The 14,148-nt window shown below is 60.4% G+C and carries 13 protein-coding genes and 1 rRNA gene; 3 read left to right on the top strand and 11 right to left on the bottom strand.

Going from position 1 to position 14,148, the window contains the following annotated elements; all coding sequences use genetic code 11:
- Positions 1-74, bottom strand: a 16S ribosomal RNA gene (locus ACRCJM_RS11740); the annotation flags it as partial.
- Between the two features lie 852 nt (positions 75-926).
- Between ACRCJM_RS11740 and ACRCJM_RS11735 the strand changes: the two genes are divergently transcribed.
- Positions 927-1,910, top strand: coding sequence for an LLM class flavin-dependent oxidoreductase (locus ACRCJM_RS11735; RefSeq protein ID WP_237207625.1), 984 nt, complete (start codon positions 927-929; stop codon positions 1,908-1,910).
- A gap of 142 nt (positions 1,911-2,052) precedes the next feature.
- Here ACRCJM_RS11735 and ACRCJM_RS11730 read toward each other — a convergent pair whose 3' ends face one another.
- The 5 genes from ACRCJM_RS11730 to ACRCJM_RS11710 form a co-directional block, all read right to left on the bottom strand.
- Positions 2,053-2,832, bottom strand: coding sequence for a LuxR C-terminal-related transcriptional regulator (locus ACRCJM_RS11730; protein WP_431465054.1), 780 nt, complete (start codon positions 2,830-2,832; stop codon positions 2,053-2,055).
- 35 nt (positions 2,833-2,867) lie between these two features.
- A complete protein-coding gene (locus ACRCJM_RS11725; protein ID WP_431465053.1) occupies positions 2,868-4,307 on the bottom strand; it encodes a histidine kinase in 1,440 nt (479 codons plus the stop codon).
- 106 nt (positions 4,308-4,413) lie between these two features.
- The gene (locus ACRCJM_RS11720; protein ID WP_431465052.1) at positions 4,414-4,986 is read right to left on the bottom strand and encodes a DUF421 domain-containing protein; all 573 of its coding nucleotides are present in this window, start codon (positions 4,984-4,986) and stop codon (positions 4,414-4,416) included.
- A gap of 16 nt (positions 4,987-5,002) precedes the next feature.
- The gene (locus ACRCJM_RS11715) at positions 5,003-5,860 is read right to left on the bottom strand and encodes a uroporphyrinogen-III synthase (RefSeq protein WP_431465051.1); all 858 of its coding nucleotides are present in this window, start codon (positions 5,858-5,860) and stop codon (positions 5,003-5,005) included.
- A gap of 37 nt (positions 5,861-5,897) precedes the next feature.
- Entirely contained in the window at positions 5,898-6,563 is a 666-nt protein-coding gene (locus ACRCJM_RS11710; RefSeq protein ID WP_431465050.1) for a DNA alkylation repair protein, read from the bottom strand.
- Between the two features lie 149 nt (positions 6,564-6,712).
- Between ACRCJM_RS11710 and ACRCJM_RS11705 the strand changes: the two genes are divergently transcribed.
- A complete protein-coding gene (locus tag ACRCJM_RS11705) occupies positions 6,713-7,399 on the top strand; it encodes a TetR family transcriptional regulator (protein WP_431465049.1) in 687 nt (228 codons plus the stop codon).
- A gap of 40 nt (positions 7,400-7,439) precedes the next feature.
- On the opposite strand, the gene dnaB is transcribed toward ACRCJM_RS11705, so the two are convergent.
- The 3 genes from dnaB to ACRCJM_RS11690 form a co-directional block, all read right to left on the bottom strand.
- On the bottom strand, positions 7,440-10,661 hold the full coding sequence (gene dnaB / locus ACRCJM_RS11700; RefSeq protein WP_431465048.1) for a replicative DNA helicase: 3,222 nt from the start codon (positions 10,659-10,661) through the stop codon (positions 7,440-7,442).
- 85 nt (positions 10,662-10,746) lie between these two features.
- Positions 10,747-11,112: a hypothetical protein gene (locus ACRCJM_RS11695; protein ID WP_431465047.1), complete on the bottom strand. Its 366-nt coding sequence runs from the start codon at positions 11,110-11,112 to the stop codon at positions 10,747-10,749.
- Positions 11,113-11,121: 9 nt separating this feature from the next.
- Positions 11,122-11,469, bottom strand: coding sequence for a hypothetical protein (locus tag ACRCJM_RS11690; RefSeq protein WP_431465046.1), 348 nt, complete (start codon positions 11,467-11,469; stop codon positions 11,122-11,124).
- A 146-nt stretch (positions 11,470-11,615) separates the two neighbouring features.
- Between ACRCJM_RS11690 and ACRCJM_RS11685 the strand changes: the two genes are divergently transcribed.
- A complete protein-coding gene (locus ACRCJM_RS11685) occupies positions 11,616-12,593 on the top strand; it encodes a siderophore-interacting protein (RefSeq protein ID WP_431465045.1) in 978 nt (325 codons plus the stop codon).
- A 27-nt stretch (positions 12,594-12,620) separates the two neighbouring features.
- On the opposite strand, the gene ACRCJM_RS11680 is transcribed toward ACRCJM_RS11685, so the two are convergent.
- Positions 12,621-13,757 (bottom strand): glycerate kinase, encoded by a 1,137-nt coding sequence (locus ACRCJM_RS11680; RefSeq protein WP_431465044.1) that lies wholly within the window; start codon positions 13,755-13,757, stop codon positions 12,621-12,623.
- Positions 13,758-13,780: 23 nt separating this feature from the next.
- Positions 13,781-14,095: a DMT family transporter gene (locus ACRCJM_RS11675; RefSeq protein ID WP_431465055.1), complete on the bottom strand. Its 315-nt coding sequence runs from the start codon at positions 14,093-14,095 to the stop codon at positions 13,781-13,783.
- Positions 14,096-14,148: the final 53 nt, after the last annotated feature.

The following is a 14,148-nucleotide window of genomic DNA, read 5'->3' as shown; positions in this document are numbered from 1 at the left end:
TTTCATCGTTCGACTTGCATGTGTTAAGCACGCCGCCAGCGTTCGTCCTGAGCCAGAATCAAACTCTCCGTTGAAAAAATGAAGTAGTTGATGATCCTGGTCTCTGATTGTTAGCGAACCATTCACCACGGGGTGGTGTGGTTCGAGCTGACGAATCTGAAACCAATTGATTATCAAATTCTGTAAGAAACTCTTGGTTTCTCACATGTTGTATAAATATTTGGTATCAGTTCAATTTCCGCACTACCAGTGTGTTCGTGTGTGAACACTTGTGTGTAGTGTGGACGATAAGAATGTTATTTATAACATTGGTACGCTATTGAGTTTTCAAGCAACAAACCGCATTCTCAACCCTAGCCAGATGCTGGCCGGTGTTTCGTATCGGTCATTCTCAGTTTTTCGTGTTACCCGTTTGGGCAACTCGTCTAGTCTATCGCGTTTCTTTTCTGTGTGTCAACTCGGTGTTCCGTGTTGTGTTTCACAGTGGCTTGTGGCTGGTTTATTACTTCAAAATCTCACTCGTTTGAGGTGAGGTTTCTCGGCTCCGGCTTGGGCCTGAATTCGCTATGTGACTAGGTGTTTTGTCGCTTGGCGGGTTTCCCCTGTGCCGTGGCGACTCGTAATACTTTACGCAGGTTCAAAACACTTCGCAAGTCGAAAATGACCCCAAAAACCACCCACGGGCGTCCATGCACCCCTTTTTGACCCCAAAAACCACCTTAGTCGAGAATATTTCACCTAGTCATAGGCGGTCAGTGAGGCAGGTCTATGGCTCACATCTATGACCTACTACACCTAAAATTCTTTGAAAAACCTTCAAAACTCCCCCAAATCGCCCTCCCTGACCCCTTTTCAAGGAATATTGCACCCATCTCTGCCCGTTATGCCAGGCGTACACAACCCCTATATAGAGAAGGACATTCACCATGCCAGCCCTATCCCTGCTCGACTTTGCCCTGATTTTCCCGGGTGAACGCCCCGCAGACAGCTTCAAACGCTCTGTAGCGCTAGCCCAGCACGCAGAGAAGCTCGGCTACGAACGCATCTGGTACGCAGAACACCACAACATGCAGCGCATTGCCTCAGCAGCCCCGGCAGTGCTTATTGCCCACGTTGGTGCACAGACCTCAACCATTCGACTGGGAGCTGGCGGCGTCATGCTGCCCAACCACTCCCCTCTCACCGTGGCAGAACAATTCGGCACCCTGGCCGAAATGTACCCCGACCGCATCGACCTGGGCCTGGGCCGGGCGCCCGGCACCGACATGCGCACCCTCGCCGCCTTGCGCCGGGACCCGCAGGACGCAGAGAACTTCCCCCAGGACGTCCAGGAACTCGCAGGCTATCTGAGCGGGGACACCCGTGTGCCCGGCGTCCACGCCACCCCGGGGGCAGGGACCAATGTGCCCCTCTACATTCTGGGCTCCTCCCTCTTCGGCGCTTCCCTCGCTGGTGCCCTGGGCCTGCCCTATGCCTTTGCCTCCCACTTCGCCCCCACTCACCTGGAACAGGCCATAGCGGTCTACCGCGAGCGCTTCACCCCCTCAGAGCAACTAGAGCAGCCCTACGTGATTGCTGCGGCTAACGTGATTGCCGCCGATACAGAAGAGGACGCCCGCGCCCAGCAGGTGATTGCGCACCGGCAGCGGGTGAAGTCCATGATGCGCCTAGATGACCGCGACCTGAGCGACGACGAGCTGGATATGCTGGTCGCTTCACCCCAGGGCCAGCAGATCCTGGATATGCTGCGCTACACCGCGGTAGGCACCTCGGAGCAGGTAGGCGACTACCTCACCCGCTTCGCTGATTCAGTACAGGCCGACGAGCTAATGATTTCTAATCTCTCCCCCAGCACGGAACAGGCCCACCGCGGCCTTGAGGTGCTGGCGCAGGCCATGATTCAGAAATAGAACGAGTTACTAACAAGGCAAAGGTGGAACAGGCTCACAGCGAAGCTGTTGGCACGGGGCTGGCGTGAATCGCTTGTGAGCGCTAGCGAACCAGCGAGAGGGTCGACAGCGAGCGTGAGCCTGTTCCACCTTTTATAAATAGTTATCCCTCTAGAAAAGCCAAGACCGCGCGGACGCGGCGGTTGCCGGTATCGGCGGGTAGGTCGAGCTTGTCGAAGATATTGCCCACGTGCTTGGCGACGGTTGCCGGGGATATGAAAAGTTCAGCTTCGATCTCTGCGTTTGACCGCCCCTGGGCCATGAGCCGCAGAATTTCTAGCTCGCGCGGGGAAAGCCTGGCCAGTTTGCCCCCTACCGGGTGCGCTGCCTGGCCGGGCTGACGGGCGGACGCTCCCCCGCTACTCCCTGCCCCGGGGTGGGAAGAGGGGGTGGGGGCGTCCGCGCCGGAAGTACCCGCCGGGGTACCGGGTATCTGCCCGCTAGAGGTGCCGCCGAGCAGGTGCTGGACGACGTCCGGGTCAATGACGGTGCCGCCTGCCACCACGGTGTCGAGGGCACGGGCGAATTCTTCGACGTCCCCCACCCGGTCTTTGAGTAGGTAGCCCAGCCCGGCCGCGGAGCGGGCGAAAAGCTCGCGGGCATAGGAGGTGGTGATGTACTGGGAGAGCACCACGATCGGCAGCCCCGGGTAGGTTTCGCGCAGTTGCAGGGCTGCCTTCAGGCCGTCGGACGTGTGGGTAGGTGGCATACGCACATCGGTAATGACGGCGTCGACCCCCTCCCCCGCCATAGCCGCCTCGACGGCAGTGAGCAGGGAGGGGGCGTCCTCAACCTCTGCAAGCACAGAGTGCCCCAGCGCTCCTAGCACCATCGTCAGCCCCTGACGGAGCAGGGCGGAATCTTCGGCGAGGATAATGCGCATGGGGCACCTTTCGTGACAACGTTTCACGTGAAACGCTACAGGGTTGTTGAGCCCTTGGGTAGGGGCAGGGCCAGGGTCAGGCGGGTGGGGCCACCGGCAGGGGAATCCACCTGCACCGTGCCACCCAGGGCGGCTGCGCGTTCTACCAGACCGGCGAGGCCGGTGCCGCGGGCGGGGTCAGCACCGCCGATGCCGTTGTCCTCAACCGTGACCACCAGGGACTCGCCGGCGACAAACGCTGACAGTGAGACGAACTGGGCCTGGGCGTGCTTGAGGGTGTTGGTCAGGGCCTCGTTGACGGTGTAGTAGGCGGTGCGCTCGATATCGCGCGGCAGGCGGGCGGGGGCGTCGTAGGTCAGGTGAACCGGCAGGACGCTATGGCGTACCAGCTCTTCCAGGGCAGCCTTGAGGCCGTGGTCTTCCAGCACCGCCGGATAGATACCGCGGACGGTGTCGCGCAGGGTCTGCTGGGCGTGGGAAAGCTGGGTGCGAGCCTCGGTGACGTGATTGAGCAGGGCGGCGGCGCGGGCGTCCTGGGTATCAGTAACCAGGTTCTTGGCTTCCATCTCGGCCAGGCCAAGGCGCAGGTTGAGGTTGACCAGTTCCTGCTGGACGCCGTCGTGCAGGTTGCGCTCGATACGGCGGCGCTCCCCTTCGAAGGCGTCAACGATGGTGGCCCGAGAAGCGGTCAGACGGGCCAGCTGACGCTCCTGCTCCTCGGGGCGAGGAGAAAGAATGAGCTTGGAGAGGCTGCCACCGGTGGCAGCCAGCAGACCGTTGACATAGGCGAAGATAATGAGCAGAACGGGGATAGCTGCCAGGAAGACCCACCAGTACTGGGGGCCTACCTCAAAAATCTGACCGGTTGAGGGGAGAAGACCTCGGTTGATGTAGTAGTCCAGTTCCCCCTGGGAGTAAAGGGATAGGTGCTGCCAGTCGAGGTAGAGCCTACTGCCCGTATACAGGTAGGAGGCAACAGCAACCGCGGCACCGATCATCATGATCTGAAGGAAAAGGACGACACCGGCGAGCCAGCCCCAGACGGTGGTCAGAGCCAGGGAACCGGCCTCGCGCCAGGTGGCAATCTCTTTGAGGCGGAAAAGGGCACCTTCAAAGAAACCAGCCTTGGGGTAGTCCACGTGGCCGTTGGCGACGACACCGTGACCGGTCTTAGCCAGACGCCAGCGCTCATACACGCCGAAGCCAATCGCCACGAAGGGCAGAACCAGGAGCCCAATCAAAGAGGCGGCCAGGCCAGACACCAGGGAGGCAACAATGCCCTGAGCCACCAGCACAGCAAAAGCAATCCAGGGGCCGGCAGTAAAGATATAGAAGGGGTTGGCCATACGGCGCCACAGGCTCTTGACGGGCTTGGGTTGGTCAGTGGGGTCAGTATCAAAGGACGCCGGTGCTTGGCTCCCTGCCGCAGGTGCGGCAGGTGCGGCGTCATGCAGGGTGTAATCGGTGCTTGTCATGCTTCTATTCTTTCGCGCAAAACCCCCAAGCACAGTGGGGCAGTCTCTACTCTTACCTCACCCGCACCCCACCTGCCAGGTAGAGCTAGCTCTACCCCGGGCGTCCTCACCGCTTCTTCAACACCTTATCGGCACCCACCACTCCGCGCAGCAGCTGCGGGTCAATCTGTACACCCTCGCGCACAATCGACAGCTGGCCGGTAGCCTCCAGCACCACGCACTGCACCTGACTCAGCTGCGAAATACCCGCCTTACGCAGAGCCGCATACACCTCCGCCGGGGCCAGATGCGAGCGCTTCAAATGGCGCACCACAAACTTGCCGTGAGCCATAATCACCCGGGGCTTGTGGTTGATATGCCGAATACCGGTGACCGACTGAATCGCACCAAAGATACTCTCCAGCAGCATGAGCGTGCCCAGACCCACCATGCCCGAAGCCAGCGTCGGCGGGTGCCCGATAATCACGCGGCCAGCCACCGCGCCAAACATAATGATGATGACCGCATCAAAACCGTTCCAGCCGCTCAGCACCCGCACCCCAAAGATACGCACCAGCACCAAAAAGGTCAGGTAAATACCCAGGGCAGAGAGCATCACAATCGGAATACGCCAGGGCTCAATACCCAAATACTCAATCAGAGCAGGGCCCCACCCCTGCGGCGGCTCAAACACAGTCACCAGCCCCTCTCGTCGTCTACCTGCTAGCGGCAAGGGCCGCGGTCAGCTCCTTCACCAGCGCCCCCAGACGGAAACGCTCAGGAGCCACAGGCACAATACCCACCTCTTCAAGAGGCTCAGCCGTCACCGGCCCCACAGCAGCAGCAATAGTCCCCGCTTTAAAAGCCTCAACCACCTGCGGCAACACCCCGCGAGCCGACGCCGCCTCAAACAGGGCAGACACCGCAGGAGCAGCAGTAAACGTCACCGCATCCAGCTCATCGCTCACCAGGGCATCAATCAACTCATCCACCAACTCAGGACGCTCAGGAGCCTCCCACCTATGCGGCACCACAGCCGTCACCCGCGCCCCCGCATCCACCAAACGCCGCTCCTCAGCAGCATCCGGCGACCCGTGCTGCTGCACCACCACATGCAACCCAGCCACACCACGCTCAAGCGCCAAATCCACCAAAGCCGACGTACGCTCCTGCACCGCCATACCAGCGTCCTCAAACCCCAAACCACGCACCGCACCCCGGCCCTTAGCGCCACGCACCAAAATCGTAGCCCCCGCAAGAGCCTGCCGCAGCTGCTCCTCAAGGCCGCGCTCGCGGGCAGAATCAAACCAGCCGTTCAGGCCGTAGCCGGTAGTGACCAGCAGGACGTCGGGGTGATGGGCAAGGATGTGGTCGGTGGCCGCATGCAGTTCGGTGTCATCTGCCACCGGCACGATGCGGACGGTGGGTGCCACCAGCACGCGCGCACCCTGCCGTTCGAAGGCCGCAACCTGCTCTTGAATACGGCGAGAGGCAGTCACGGCGATGGTCTTACCGGCCAGCAGACCGGCGTCGGGGGCGGCGGACGGGCGGTGTGAAGAAGGTGAGGAAGTCATAACACCAGGGTACCGCCGGTGGCGCACGAAGAGCAGGCTAGCTCAGGCGTTTAGAGCCCTCACGCACACTCAGCGGGGCCATGCGGGTGCCGTGGCGGGCAATGAAGTCGGCAACCCAGGCAGGGTCGGTCTTGGAATACTCGCGCAGGGACCAGCCGATGGCCTTATTAATAAAGAACTCCCTAGAACCAAAGTTGAGGGTGATGATTTCTTCGAGCAGGGCAGTGTTTGTTTCGGCCTTGCGGGGGCGCTGGTGGTCGATAGCGACGCGGCGCACCCACAGGTTGGCGTCCTGTGCCCAGTCGAGAATAAGGGCGTCATTGGGGTTGCGCCAGAGGATTTCACCGACCATGGTGTCGAGGCGGTCAACGGTGTCCCACCAGCTTTTCTCTTCGACGAGCTCGCGTAGCCAGTCGATGTCTTCAGGTTCAAGGTAGCGGCGCAGGGCATGCAGGTAGTCGAGTGCGGCGTACTGGAACTCGCGTTCCGGGGCCTGCCAGCAGGCCTCGACGAAGGTGCGATCAATTCCTGTGGTCTTAGCTTCGGCGCGGGTCTCTGCCAGCAGGGGTTTGATGAGTTCCCGGCGCTGCGGGGTTTTAATTCCCAGGAAGGGGAATTGATTGCGCATGTAGGCGGCCATAGGGGCAGCATTGACGGGATTGGACGCCGCAACCAGGGTTTCATGCAGGACAGGGAAGTTCATGGGAGCTCTTTCGAGTGGTGACAGGTGGAGTGCTTGGAGCGGGTTGGTACTTCTATTGAAGCATCTTAGGTAATTCAACAGGTGAGGATATTATTCTACATCTGATGAATTTCATCTACGAATGAGGAATTTTTGGGTAGACTGAGCACATGGCAGCCCAGCACTCTACACCTTCCAGCTCACCCCGCGGACGACGCAGCGGCGGCACCCGCTCGCGCGAGGACATCCTCAACGCCGCGAGAACGCTTTTTGCTGAACGTGGCTTTGAGGGAGCATCCGTTCGAGCTATCGCCTCCCAGGCCAAGGTAGACCCCGCCCTGGTTCGGCATTTTTTTGGATCAAAAGAGGCACTTTTTCTAGCCCTGCTCGATAAGATGGCAGACCACGCCGAGAAGGCTCCGGCCCTGCCAGCATCGGGTGCCGACAGTCAGGGGGTAACCCTTGTAACTACCTACCTGCAGATGTGGGAGTCAGATGAGACCGGCCCACTTCTGAGAGCGCTCGTGCGTTCAGCGCTGGCCTCAACTGATGCCACCCCAACCATCAAGGATGCTCTAGCACGACACCTTACGCACAGCGCAGCTAGCCCTTTGCTACCCAACCTGGATGAGGCGTCCGCAGAACTCTTAGGTACCCAACTTCTGGGGCTAGCCGTGGGGCGCTACCTTCTACAGCTCCCCCACCTTGTCGCGCTCAGCACCGATGAACTGGCTGAACGCACCGCACCGGCAGTCCAGAGCTATCTTGAGGGGAATTCTCTCTCCCGTAAGACCCGGCCCGCGCCGAAAAAGAAGAACCCCCAGGAGCAGCTGTCGCTGTTTGACGGCCTCTTCTAAGGAGAGGCTCGGCTCCTGGGGGCTTATTTTTAGGCTGGGGCTAGAAGGTCTCGGTGCCGGTGTAAGAGTCGTGCACCATGTTGGCAAAGCGCGAGTAGTGGCCCTGGAAGGCGACCGCGATAGTCTTGGTGGGGCCGTTACGGTGCTTAGCGACGATGACGTCCGCCTCGCCTGCGCGGGTTGATTCCTTCTCGTAGTAATCCTCGCGGTGCAAGAGAATGACCATATCAGCATCCTGTTCAATAGAGTTATGAACGGTGATACCGTTGGCGATGAAGTTGTGGTTCCCTAGCACAGTGGCGTCGAAAACCTCTTCTTCCCCCTCATACTCGATAGAAGTGACAGTGTCCCAGAAAAGGTCATTGACCGCAAGCATGTCGAGCTCAGCGGCATCAAGGACGCTGGCTACTTGAGTCAGCACAGGAGCACTCGTGCGTACGCCAGCAGATGTAAGAGCATCAGCTACTCGAGTAGGCTCGCTCAAAACATCACCTACCTGCCCCCAGACCTGCTCATTCCTACCCAGCGGAACACCGGCGTCCGGAATCTCGATTTCTTGAATCTCAAAGCTAAACCGGACTAAATCATCCGACTCAGTCACAGACAGAGAACCATCTTCAACGACCGTTGAAATACCAAAACGTAGAAGCAGAAGGCTTACCTGCTCAGCAACCGGTCGAGGCAGATTTACCGTAACCGATGAATCTACAGTCTGTACGCCTAAGAACACTGAGCGCAGAAAAAGGCGAATCTGCTCTTTCGGTAAGGAAAATACCTCAGAGGGAACCCCCAGCACAGGTGCTGTGGAAGCAGCTTCGATGACCTGCTCGTCGCTCCAGTGCGTCCGGGCAGATGGCCCGTTAACATGGCGGGGTACGCCCAAACGATCGCCGACTGCAAGCTCACCCAGCCCCTTCCAACCTGTGTAGGTAAAGAAGGGGTGATTGGCGGTAGCGCGCAGGGTCTTACCCGAAGCTAGCGTTAGACGATACACAGGTTTCACGCCCGTAGAAAAGACGTGAGTCAGGTGCCGCTCCACGAAACGCATGTCGTCCCCCAGGGACCATACCGGGACGTCCTGAGCACCCTGCTCAAAAAGCTCGCCCATCGTTGTTTCAGCTCCCGTATCAGAGCGAAGCACACGAGTATCGGCAGTCAGACAGCCCGACTCGCGAAGGTCCGACACCTGCGGCTTCTTATCGGTGCGCTGCTCAGAGCCACGGTTCAGCTGCGAGAGGGCAATCAGAGGCACCTCAAGCTCCTTAGCCATCAGCTTGAGGGCACGGGAGAACTCAGAAACTTCCTGCTGGCGCGACTCAACCTTCTTACCCGAGCTCATCAGCTGTAGGTAGTCCAGAACAATCAGCTTGAGGTTATTCTTCTGCTTCAGGCGGCGGGCCTTAGCGCGAATCTCCATCAGGGTCATGTTGGGTGAATCGTCGATAAAGAGCGGAGCCGAATCCATCTTGCCCATGGCGGTAGCAATCTTGGCCCACTGGTCATCGTCCAGCTTGCCCTTGCGCAGGTCGGACAGATTGATGCCAGCCTCAGCCGACAGAATCTTCATAGCAATTTCATTGCGGCCCATTTCCAGCGAGAAGAACACCGTGGTCATACCGTGCTTAATGGCAGCAGACCGGGCGATGTCTAGGGCAAACGTCGAATTATGGGTGGGCACAAAAGCACGAGAAGCCAAGAAAAGATGCTGCTCATTATCTACCTCAATACAGCGCACCGGCACAGAATCAACAGGCTCCACAGCAACAATGTAGCGAGAGCTTCGCTTAGCGGTCGGACGAGAATCGCGGTCACGGTGCATTTGCTTCTTGCGAGACAGAGCAAAAACAGAATCAGAGGAAGAGAAAGTCAGCTTGTAGGCCGTCGACGTAGCCTCGCTACTGCCCTTGACCTTTTTTGTTGCCATACCTGTGCGGTACCCCAAAGAAAGCGCCAGCTCCTGGGTATCAAGTGCCAACTGGCGGTTCGTCACCGTGAACTGAATACACCCGGCGTTTGTAACAGTGCCGTCGCTATCGAGCAGCCCTGCCAGCAAAGCTCGGCGCTGCGCTTCAGAGGCCCGTAGGTACTGCATAGGAATGTGCTTATTATTCAGAACGCCCAGAGTACGTAGGCTCTCAGCACTCGGAGTCAAGACTGTTGAGTCATCACCCAACCAAACTCCCAGGGTGTAAGGGGCGACTAGTAGGTCAGCTTCAGGCAGTTGTAGCGGACGGGTGTTAGCAATGGAGTGGTTGGCTCGACGGTCAGCCGTCGCGCAGCGAACCGTCTCACGAATCTCAGCGGTGGTGCGCACCTGCGCGCCCACAGACGTCCGCACACGCCCCCCACCTGAACCCGCCAGAGCTGACGAGCGGGCCCGACGGGACGCGCGGGTTTCGGTGAGCCACTGATGCTCGGCGTCCGCGATAATCTCGGTTCCGTCATCAAAAATGACCTTGAAGCAGGGACGCCCGGTCATCACGTCGGTAGCGTTCGTGACGGTCGTGGGGTGACCATCTGCACCCAGAACGGTGTCGCCCACGCGGATATCGCCCATGGTGGCCCAGCCTGTGGGGGTGGGGATGGGGGTATCAAGGGCGAGCGCCTTACCCATTGCCGGACGCGCCGCGATTACAATCATCTGGCCAGCTTGCAGGCCGGCGGTGAGCTCGTCGAACTCGATGAAGCCGGTGGGCACGCCGTGGATGCCGCCGTCGCGTGAGCCGTTGGCCTCGATCTCTTCGACCGTGCTGTTCATGGCCTCAGAGAGGGGGACGTAGTCTTCCTTGGTGTTGTTGGCAGAAACCCCGTAGATCTCGGCCTGGGCGGCGTTGACCAGGGCTTCAGCCTCGCCGTCGCCGGAGTAGCCCAGCTGCACAATCTTGGTGCCAGCCTCAACCAGGCGGCGGAGCATGGCGCGTTCAGCCACGATTTCGGCGTAGAACCCGGCGTTAGCGGCGGTGGGGACGCCCGCAATCAGGGAATGCAGGTAGGCTGCCCCGCCCACGCGGTTCAGTTCGCCGCGCTTGGTTAGCTCGTCGGCTACGGTGATGGCGTCCGCCGGTTCACCGTGCCCGTAGAGGTGGATGATGGCCTCATAGATCATTTCGTGGGCGGGCTTGTAGAAGTCAGCGCCGCCGCCGATGACCTCAACGACGTCGGCAATGGCGTCCTTGGAGAGCATCATGCCGCCCAGTACCGACTGCTCGGCGGTGTCGTCGTGCGGCGGTGTACGGACGAACTCAGACTGGCTCTCAGACAAGGCGGCCCCCTCGGTAGTCAAGAATATGGTGAGCTTCTATCATCTCACCTGTGAGCGCTCCCAGCGATATCGCTTCGCTGTGAGACTAGATGCTGGTGAGGTAGTAGTAGACGGCAAAGAGGGCATAGAGCAGTACCAGGGTGGGAGCGGTGGCTGCTGCGATAAGGCGGGGTATGGAGGGGGTGCGGCGTAGGGCTGCGAGGAGGCAGAAGTAGCCGGGGGCCAGAGCCACAATGGCAAGAAGGATATTGGTGCCGAAAGGGTCATAGCTGAGTTCAACCCAGTCTTTGGCGACAGGCACTCCTAAGAGGCCCAGGGGAATAGCGAGCAGGTGCGCTACGGGGGCCAGGATGAGGACGGCACCGGTAGCCGTCAGGATGGTAGCCGACCTAGCATTGTGGGGGTTGGCGGTGTGAAAACCGGTGACGTGGGGTTGGGTAATGTCTGACATGGGATTCTCCTAGGGGTGCAGGGCCGAGCCTTGTAAGAGAAGAGCCCCTACCCAGGCGATGAGCAAGAGAAGGGCGACCAATGCGATGGGGAGCCAGAGCCCCCAGTGGAGTGCCGTCTTGGCCTGACCCCGGTAGATAGCAACCAGGCCAAGAATCAGCCCGAGGTTGTAGAGGGCAATTCCTATAAAGCCTGCGAGGGGGATGAGGATAAAAACAAGGGCCAGGTCAGGTTGGTAAAAGCCTAACGATGCAAACCAGGCAATGAGCGTGAAAGTCGCTAGGCTGAACCCGCCCCAGGTCAGCCAGCAGGCAGCCTTTCCCAGTAGGGAGCTGGTTGGGGTGAAGGTAGCTGTCATGGGTGCCTCCTTGGTGTCACAACTGCATTGGTGTGATGGGCTTAACTTTATCTCGGTAGCATGGGTTCTAGCTAGAGTACTTAAGTACTAGAGATTGAGCTGGCCAGCGCCAAGAGGGGCTGGTCGTAGTCAGAGAAAGGACGCCGGTGGGCAGCACAAAGAGCAAGGGCAAGGACGCCAAGGAGCAGCTCAAGAGCCTCAAGGCCGAGGTGAAGTACCTGAAGAAGGGGCAGAAGCAGCTGCTCAAGCGGGTGGAGAAGCTGGAAAAGGCGCTCGCCGCCGGGCAGGGTTCGACACCCGCCACCTCCCCTGTGCAGACCCCAGCCCGCACCCAAGCTGCCGGGGGCACCCGCGACGGGGCAGGAGCGTCCTACCCGCAGCCGATGAAGTCGGGCAAGTACCGGGGCGGCTACTCCCACTACCGGGTGACCGAGGTGGGGCACCTGACGCCCACCGTCATGCGGGTAGTTGCCGAACCTGCTGACGGCAAGCGGGTTGAGGCCCAGGGGCTGGTGGGTGAATACATCTACCTGGTGACCGGCAAGAAGGGGGAGGTACTGCCCGCGCCGACCTTTGAGAAGGGCAAGGCGCGATGGAGCCAGCCAACCACCACCGCCAAGTACACGGTCAGGAACTTTGACGAGCGCACCGGGGCCCTGGAAATCAACATCATGCTGCACGAGTACGGGGCTGGGACGACCTGGGCCCGCACCGTTGCTGTGGGCGATAGCGCGCATTTTCTGGGGGCGAAGTCGGGGTACTCCATCAGCAAGGACTACGACTTTTACCTGCTAGCCGGGGACGAAAGCGGCCTACCCGGTATGGCCCGCTGGATCGAGAGCCTGCCCGCGAGCGCCCGGGGTGTGGCCGTGATTGAGGTGCCCGGAGAGGCGTCACAGCAGGTGATTGCTGCTCCTGAGAATTTTGAGGTGGTCTGGGTGGATTCTGCCCGGCGCGGGGCATTGGCTGAGGCTGTGATGGGCTACCCCCTGCCGGAGGGGTCGGTGTGTACCTGGTTGGCCGGTGAGTCCGGGTCTATTCATCCCGTGCGTATCTGGGCGCGGCGGGAGTTGGGCGTACCCAAGGGGCACGGCTATGCCAAGGGGTATTGGAAGAAGAAGTAGCCTCCCGCCACGGCAGGGGGGAAGGGTCTAGCGCAGGTGGATGCTGGCGATGGTGTCCGCTAGTTCGTGGAGGTAAGGACGCGGGTTGGCCAGGGATTCTTCCAGGGTAACTTGGGTGTCGCCCACGACCGAGTAAACGGCGGTAAACCCGGCGGCACGGGCCTGGTCGGAGGATAGTTCGCTGATTCCGCAGACGGCAATGACCGGCAGGTTGCGGGCGGAGGCTTCTGCCGCGACCCCTGCCGGGCCCTTACCCTGCAGGGTTTGTTCGTCGAACTTTCCTTCGCCGGTAATGACGAGGTCTGCCTGCTCAAGGGCCCGGTGGAAGCCGGTGAGCTCGAAACAGACCTCCACGCCGGGGCGCATGGTGGCCCCGAGCACCGACAGGCAGGTAAACCCCAGGCCACCGGCGGCACCGGCACCGGGCGCGGTAGCAAATGTTCCACGTGAAACATTGAGGGTTTCTTCTACCGCATCGGCTAGTTTTTGCAGGTTCTGATCAAGCTGGGGCACCTGCTCTTCGGTAGCCCCCTTCTGGGGCCCATAGACCGCAGCAGCACCGGACGGGCCACACAGCGGGTTGGTTACGTCGCTCGCCATAATGATCTCTACCCCGGCTAGGCGCTCATCAAGCCCGGTCACATCAACAGAAGCTAGCTGCCCCAGCGCCCCGCCACCGGGGGCAAGGTCGCGCCCTGCGGCGTCCTGAAGTATCACACCGAGCGCCTGCATAAGCCCCGCTCCCCCGTCGGTGCTGGCCGACCCGCCCAGGCCGATAATGAGCGTCCGCGCACCCGCGCCCACCGCGTGCAGAATCAGCTCACCGGCACCAAAGGAAGTGGCCCGCCAGGTATCCAGCTGGTCTTCGCGCAGGCGGGCAATGCCGCCCGCTTCAGCAATTTCAAGGACGGCCGTGCGCTCAACTGGCGAGTAGGCATAGCGGGCGGTCACCGGCTGGCCGGCAAAGGGGCCCGTGACGGTGCAGATGACCTCGCTGTAGCCGGCGGCCAGGGCGGCATCTACGGTGCCGTCACCGCCGTCCGCTATGGGGCAAGTGATAATCTCGCACCCGGCAGCCCCCTCTAACCCGGCGGCAAGCGCCTCAGTGAGCTGGGCACCGGTGAGCGTGCCCTTGAACTTATCGACAGCGAGTAAAACCTTCATGGGTCTATTATGCCCCTGCCTCTCTAAGAGGTGACCTTCAGCCCCACAATACCCGCCACAATCATGAGCAGGAAGAGCACCTTAAGCAAGGAAACGGGCTCGGTGCCGGTCGCCATGGCGTAGAGGACGGTGACGGTCGCGCCGATTCCCACCCACACGGCATAAGCGGTACCGGTGGGCAGCTCCCGCATAGCATAGGACAGGCCCACCATACTGAGAACCAGACCCCCGATAAAGACCAGGGTGGGAGTCAAACGGGTCAGGCCCTCAGACTTACCCAGGGCCGTTGCCCAGACAGCTTCGAAAAGGCCAGAAATAATCAGAATAAGCCAGTGCATAAGCACCCATTCTAGGCGCGCACTCGCACAGTTTAAAACGATGAGGCCGGGTC

The organism is Rothia sp. L_38, from assembly GCF_050689125.1.
Classification (GTDB): domain Bacteria; phylum Actinomycetota; class Actinomycetes; order Actinomycetales; family Micrococcaceae; genus Rothia.
Note: the sequence above shows the minus strand (reverse complement) of the source record. Positions and strands in the feature narration are given on the sequence as shown.

Bases quoted from the DNA above. Each gene is read 5' to 3' on its own strand.
- ACRCJM_RS11735 (WP_237207625.1), top strand. From the start codon at position 927: ATGCCAGCCCTATCCCTGCTCGACTTTGCCCTGATTTTCCCGGGTGAA.
- ACRCJM_RS11730 (WP_431465054.1), bottom strand. From the start codon at position 2,832: ATGCGCATTATCCTCGCCGAAGATTCCGCCCTGCTCCGTCAGGGGCTG.
- ACRCJM_RS11725 (WP_431465053.1), bottom strand. From the start codon at position 4,307: ATGACAAGCACCGATTACACCCTGCATGACGCCGCACCTGCCGCACCT.
- ACRCJM_RS11715 (WP_431465051.1), bottom strand. From the start codon at position 5,860: ATGACTTCCTCACCTTCTTCACACCGCCCGTCCGCCGCCCCCGACGCC.
- ACRCJM_RS11710 (WP_431465050.1), bottom strand. From the start codon at position 6,563: ATGAACTTCCCTGTCCTGCATGAAACCCTGGTTGCGGCGTCCAATCCC.
- ACRCJM_RS11705 (WP_431465049.1), top strand. From the start codon at position 6,713: ATGGCAGCCCAGCACTCTACACCTTCCAGCTCACCCCGCGGACGACGC.
- ACRCJM_RS11695 (WP_431465047.1), bottom strand. From the start codon at position 11,112: ATGTCAGACATTACCCAACCCCACGTCACCGGTTTTCACACCGCCAAC.
- ACRCJM_RS11690 (WP_431465046.1), bottom strand. From the start codon at position 11,469: ATGACAGCTACCTTCACCCCAACCAGCTCCCTACTGGGAAAGGCTGCC.
- ACRCJM_RS11680 (WP_431465044.1), bottom strand. From the start codon at position 13,757: ATGAAGGTTTTACTCGCTGTCGATAAGTTCAAGGGCACGCTCACCGGT.
- ACRCJM_RS11675 (WP_431465055.1), bottom strand. From the start codon at position 14,095: ATGCACTGGCTTATTCTGATTATTTCTGGCCTTTTCGAAGCTGTCTGG.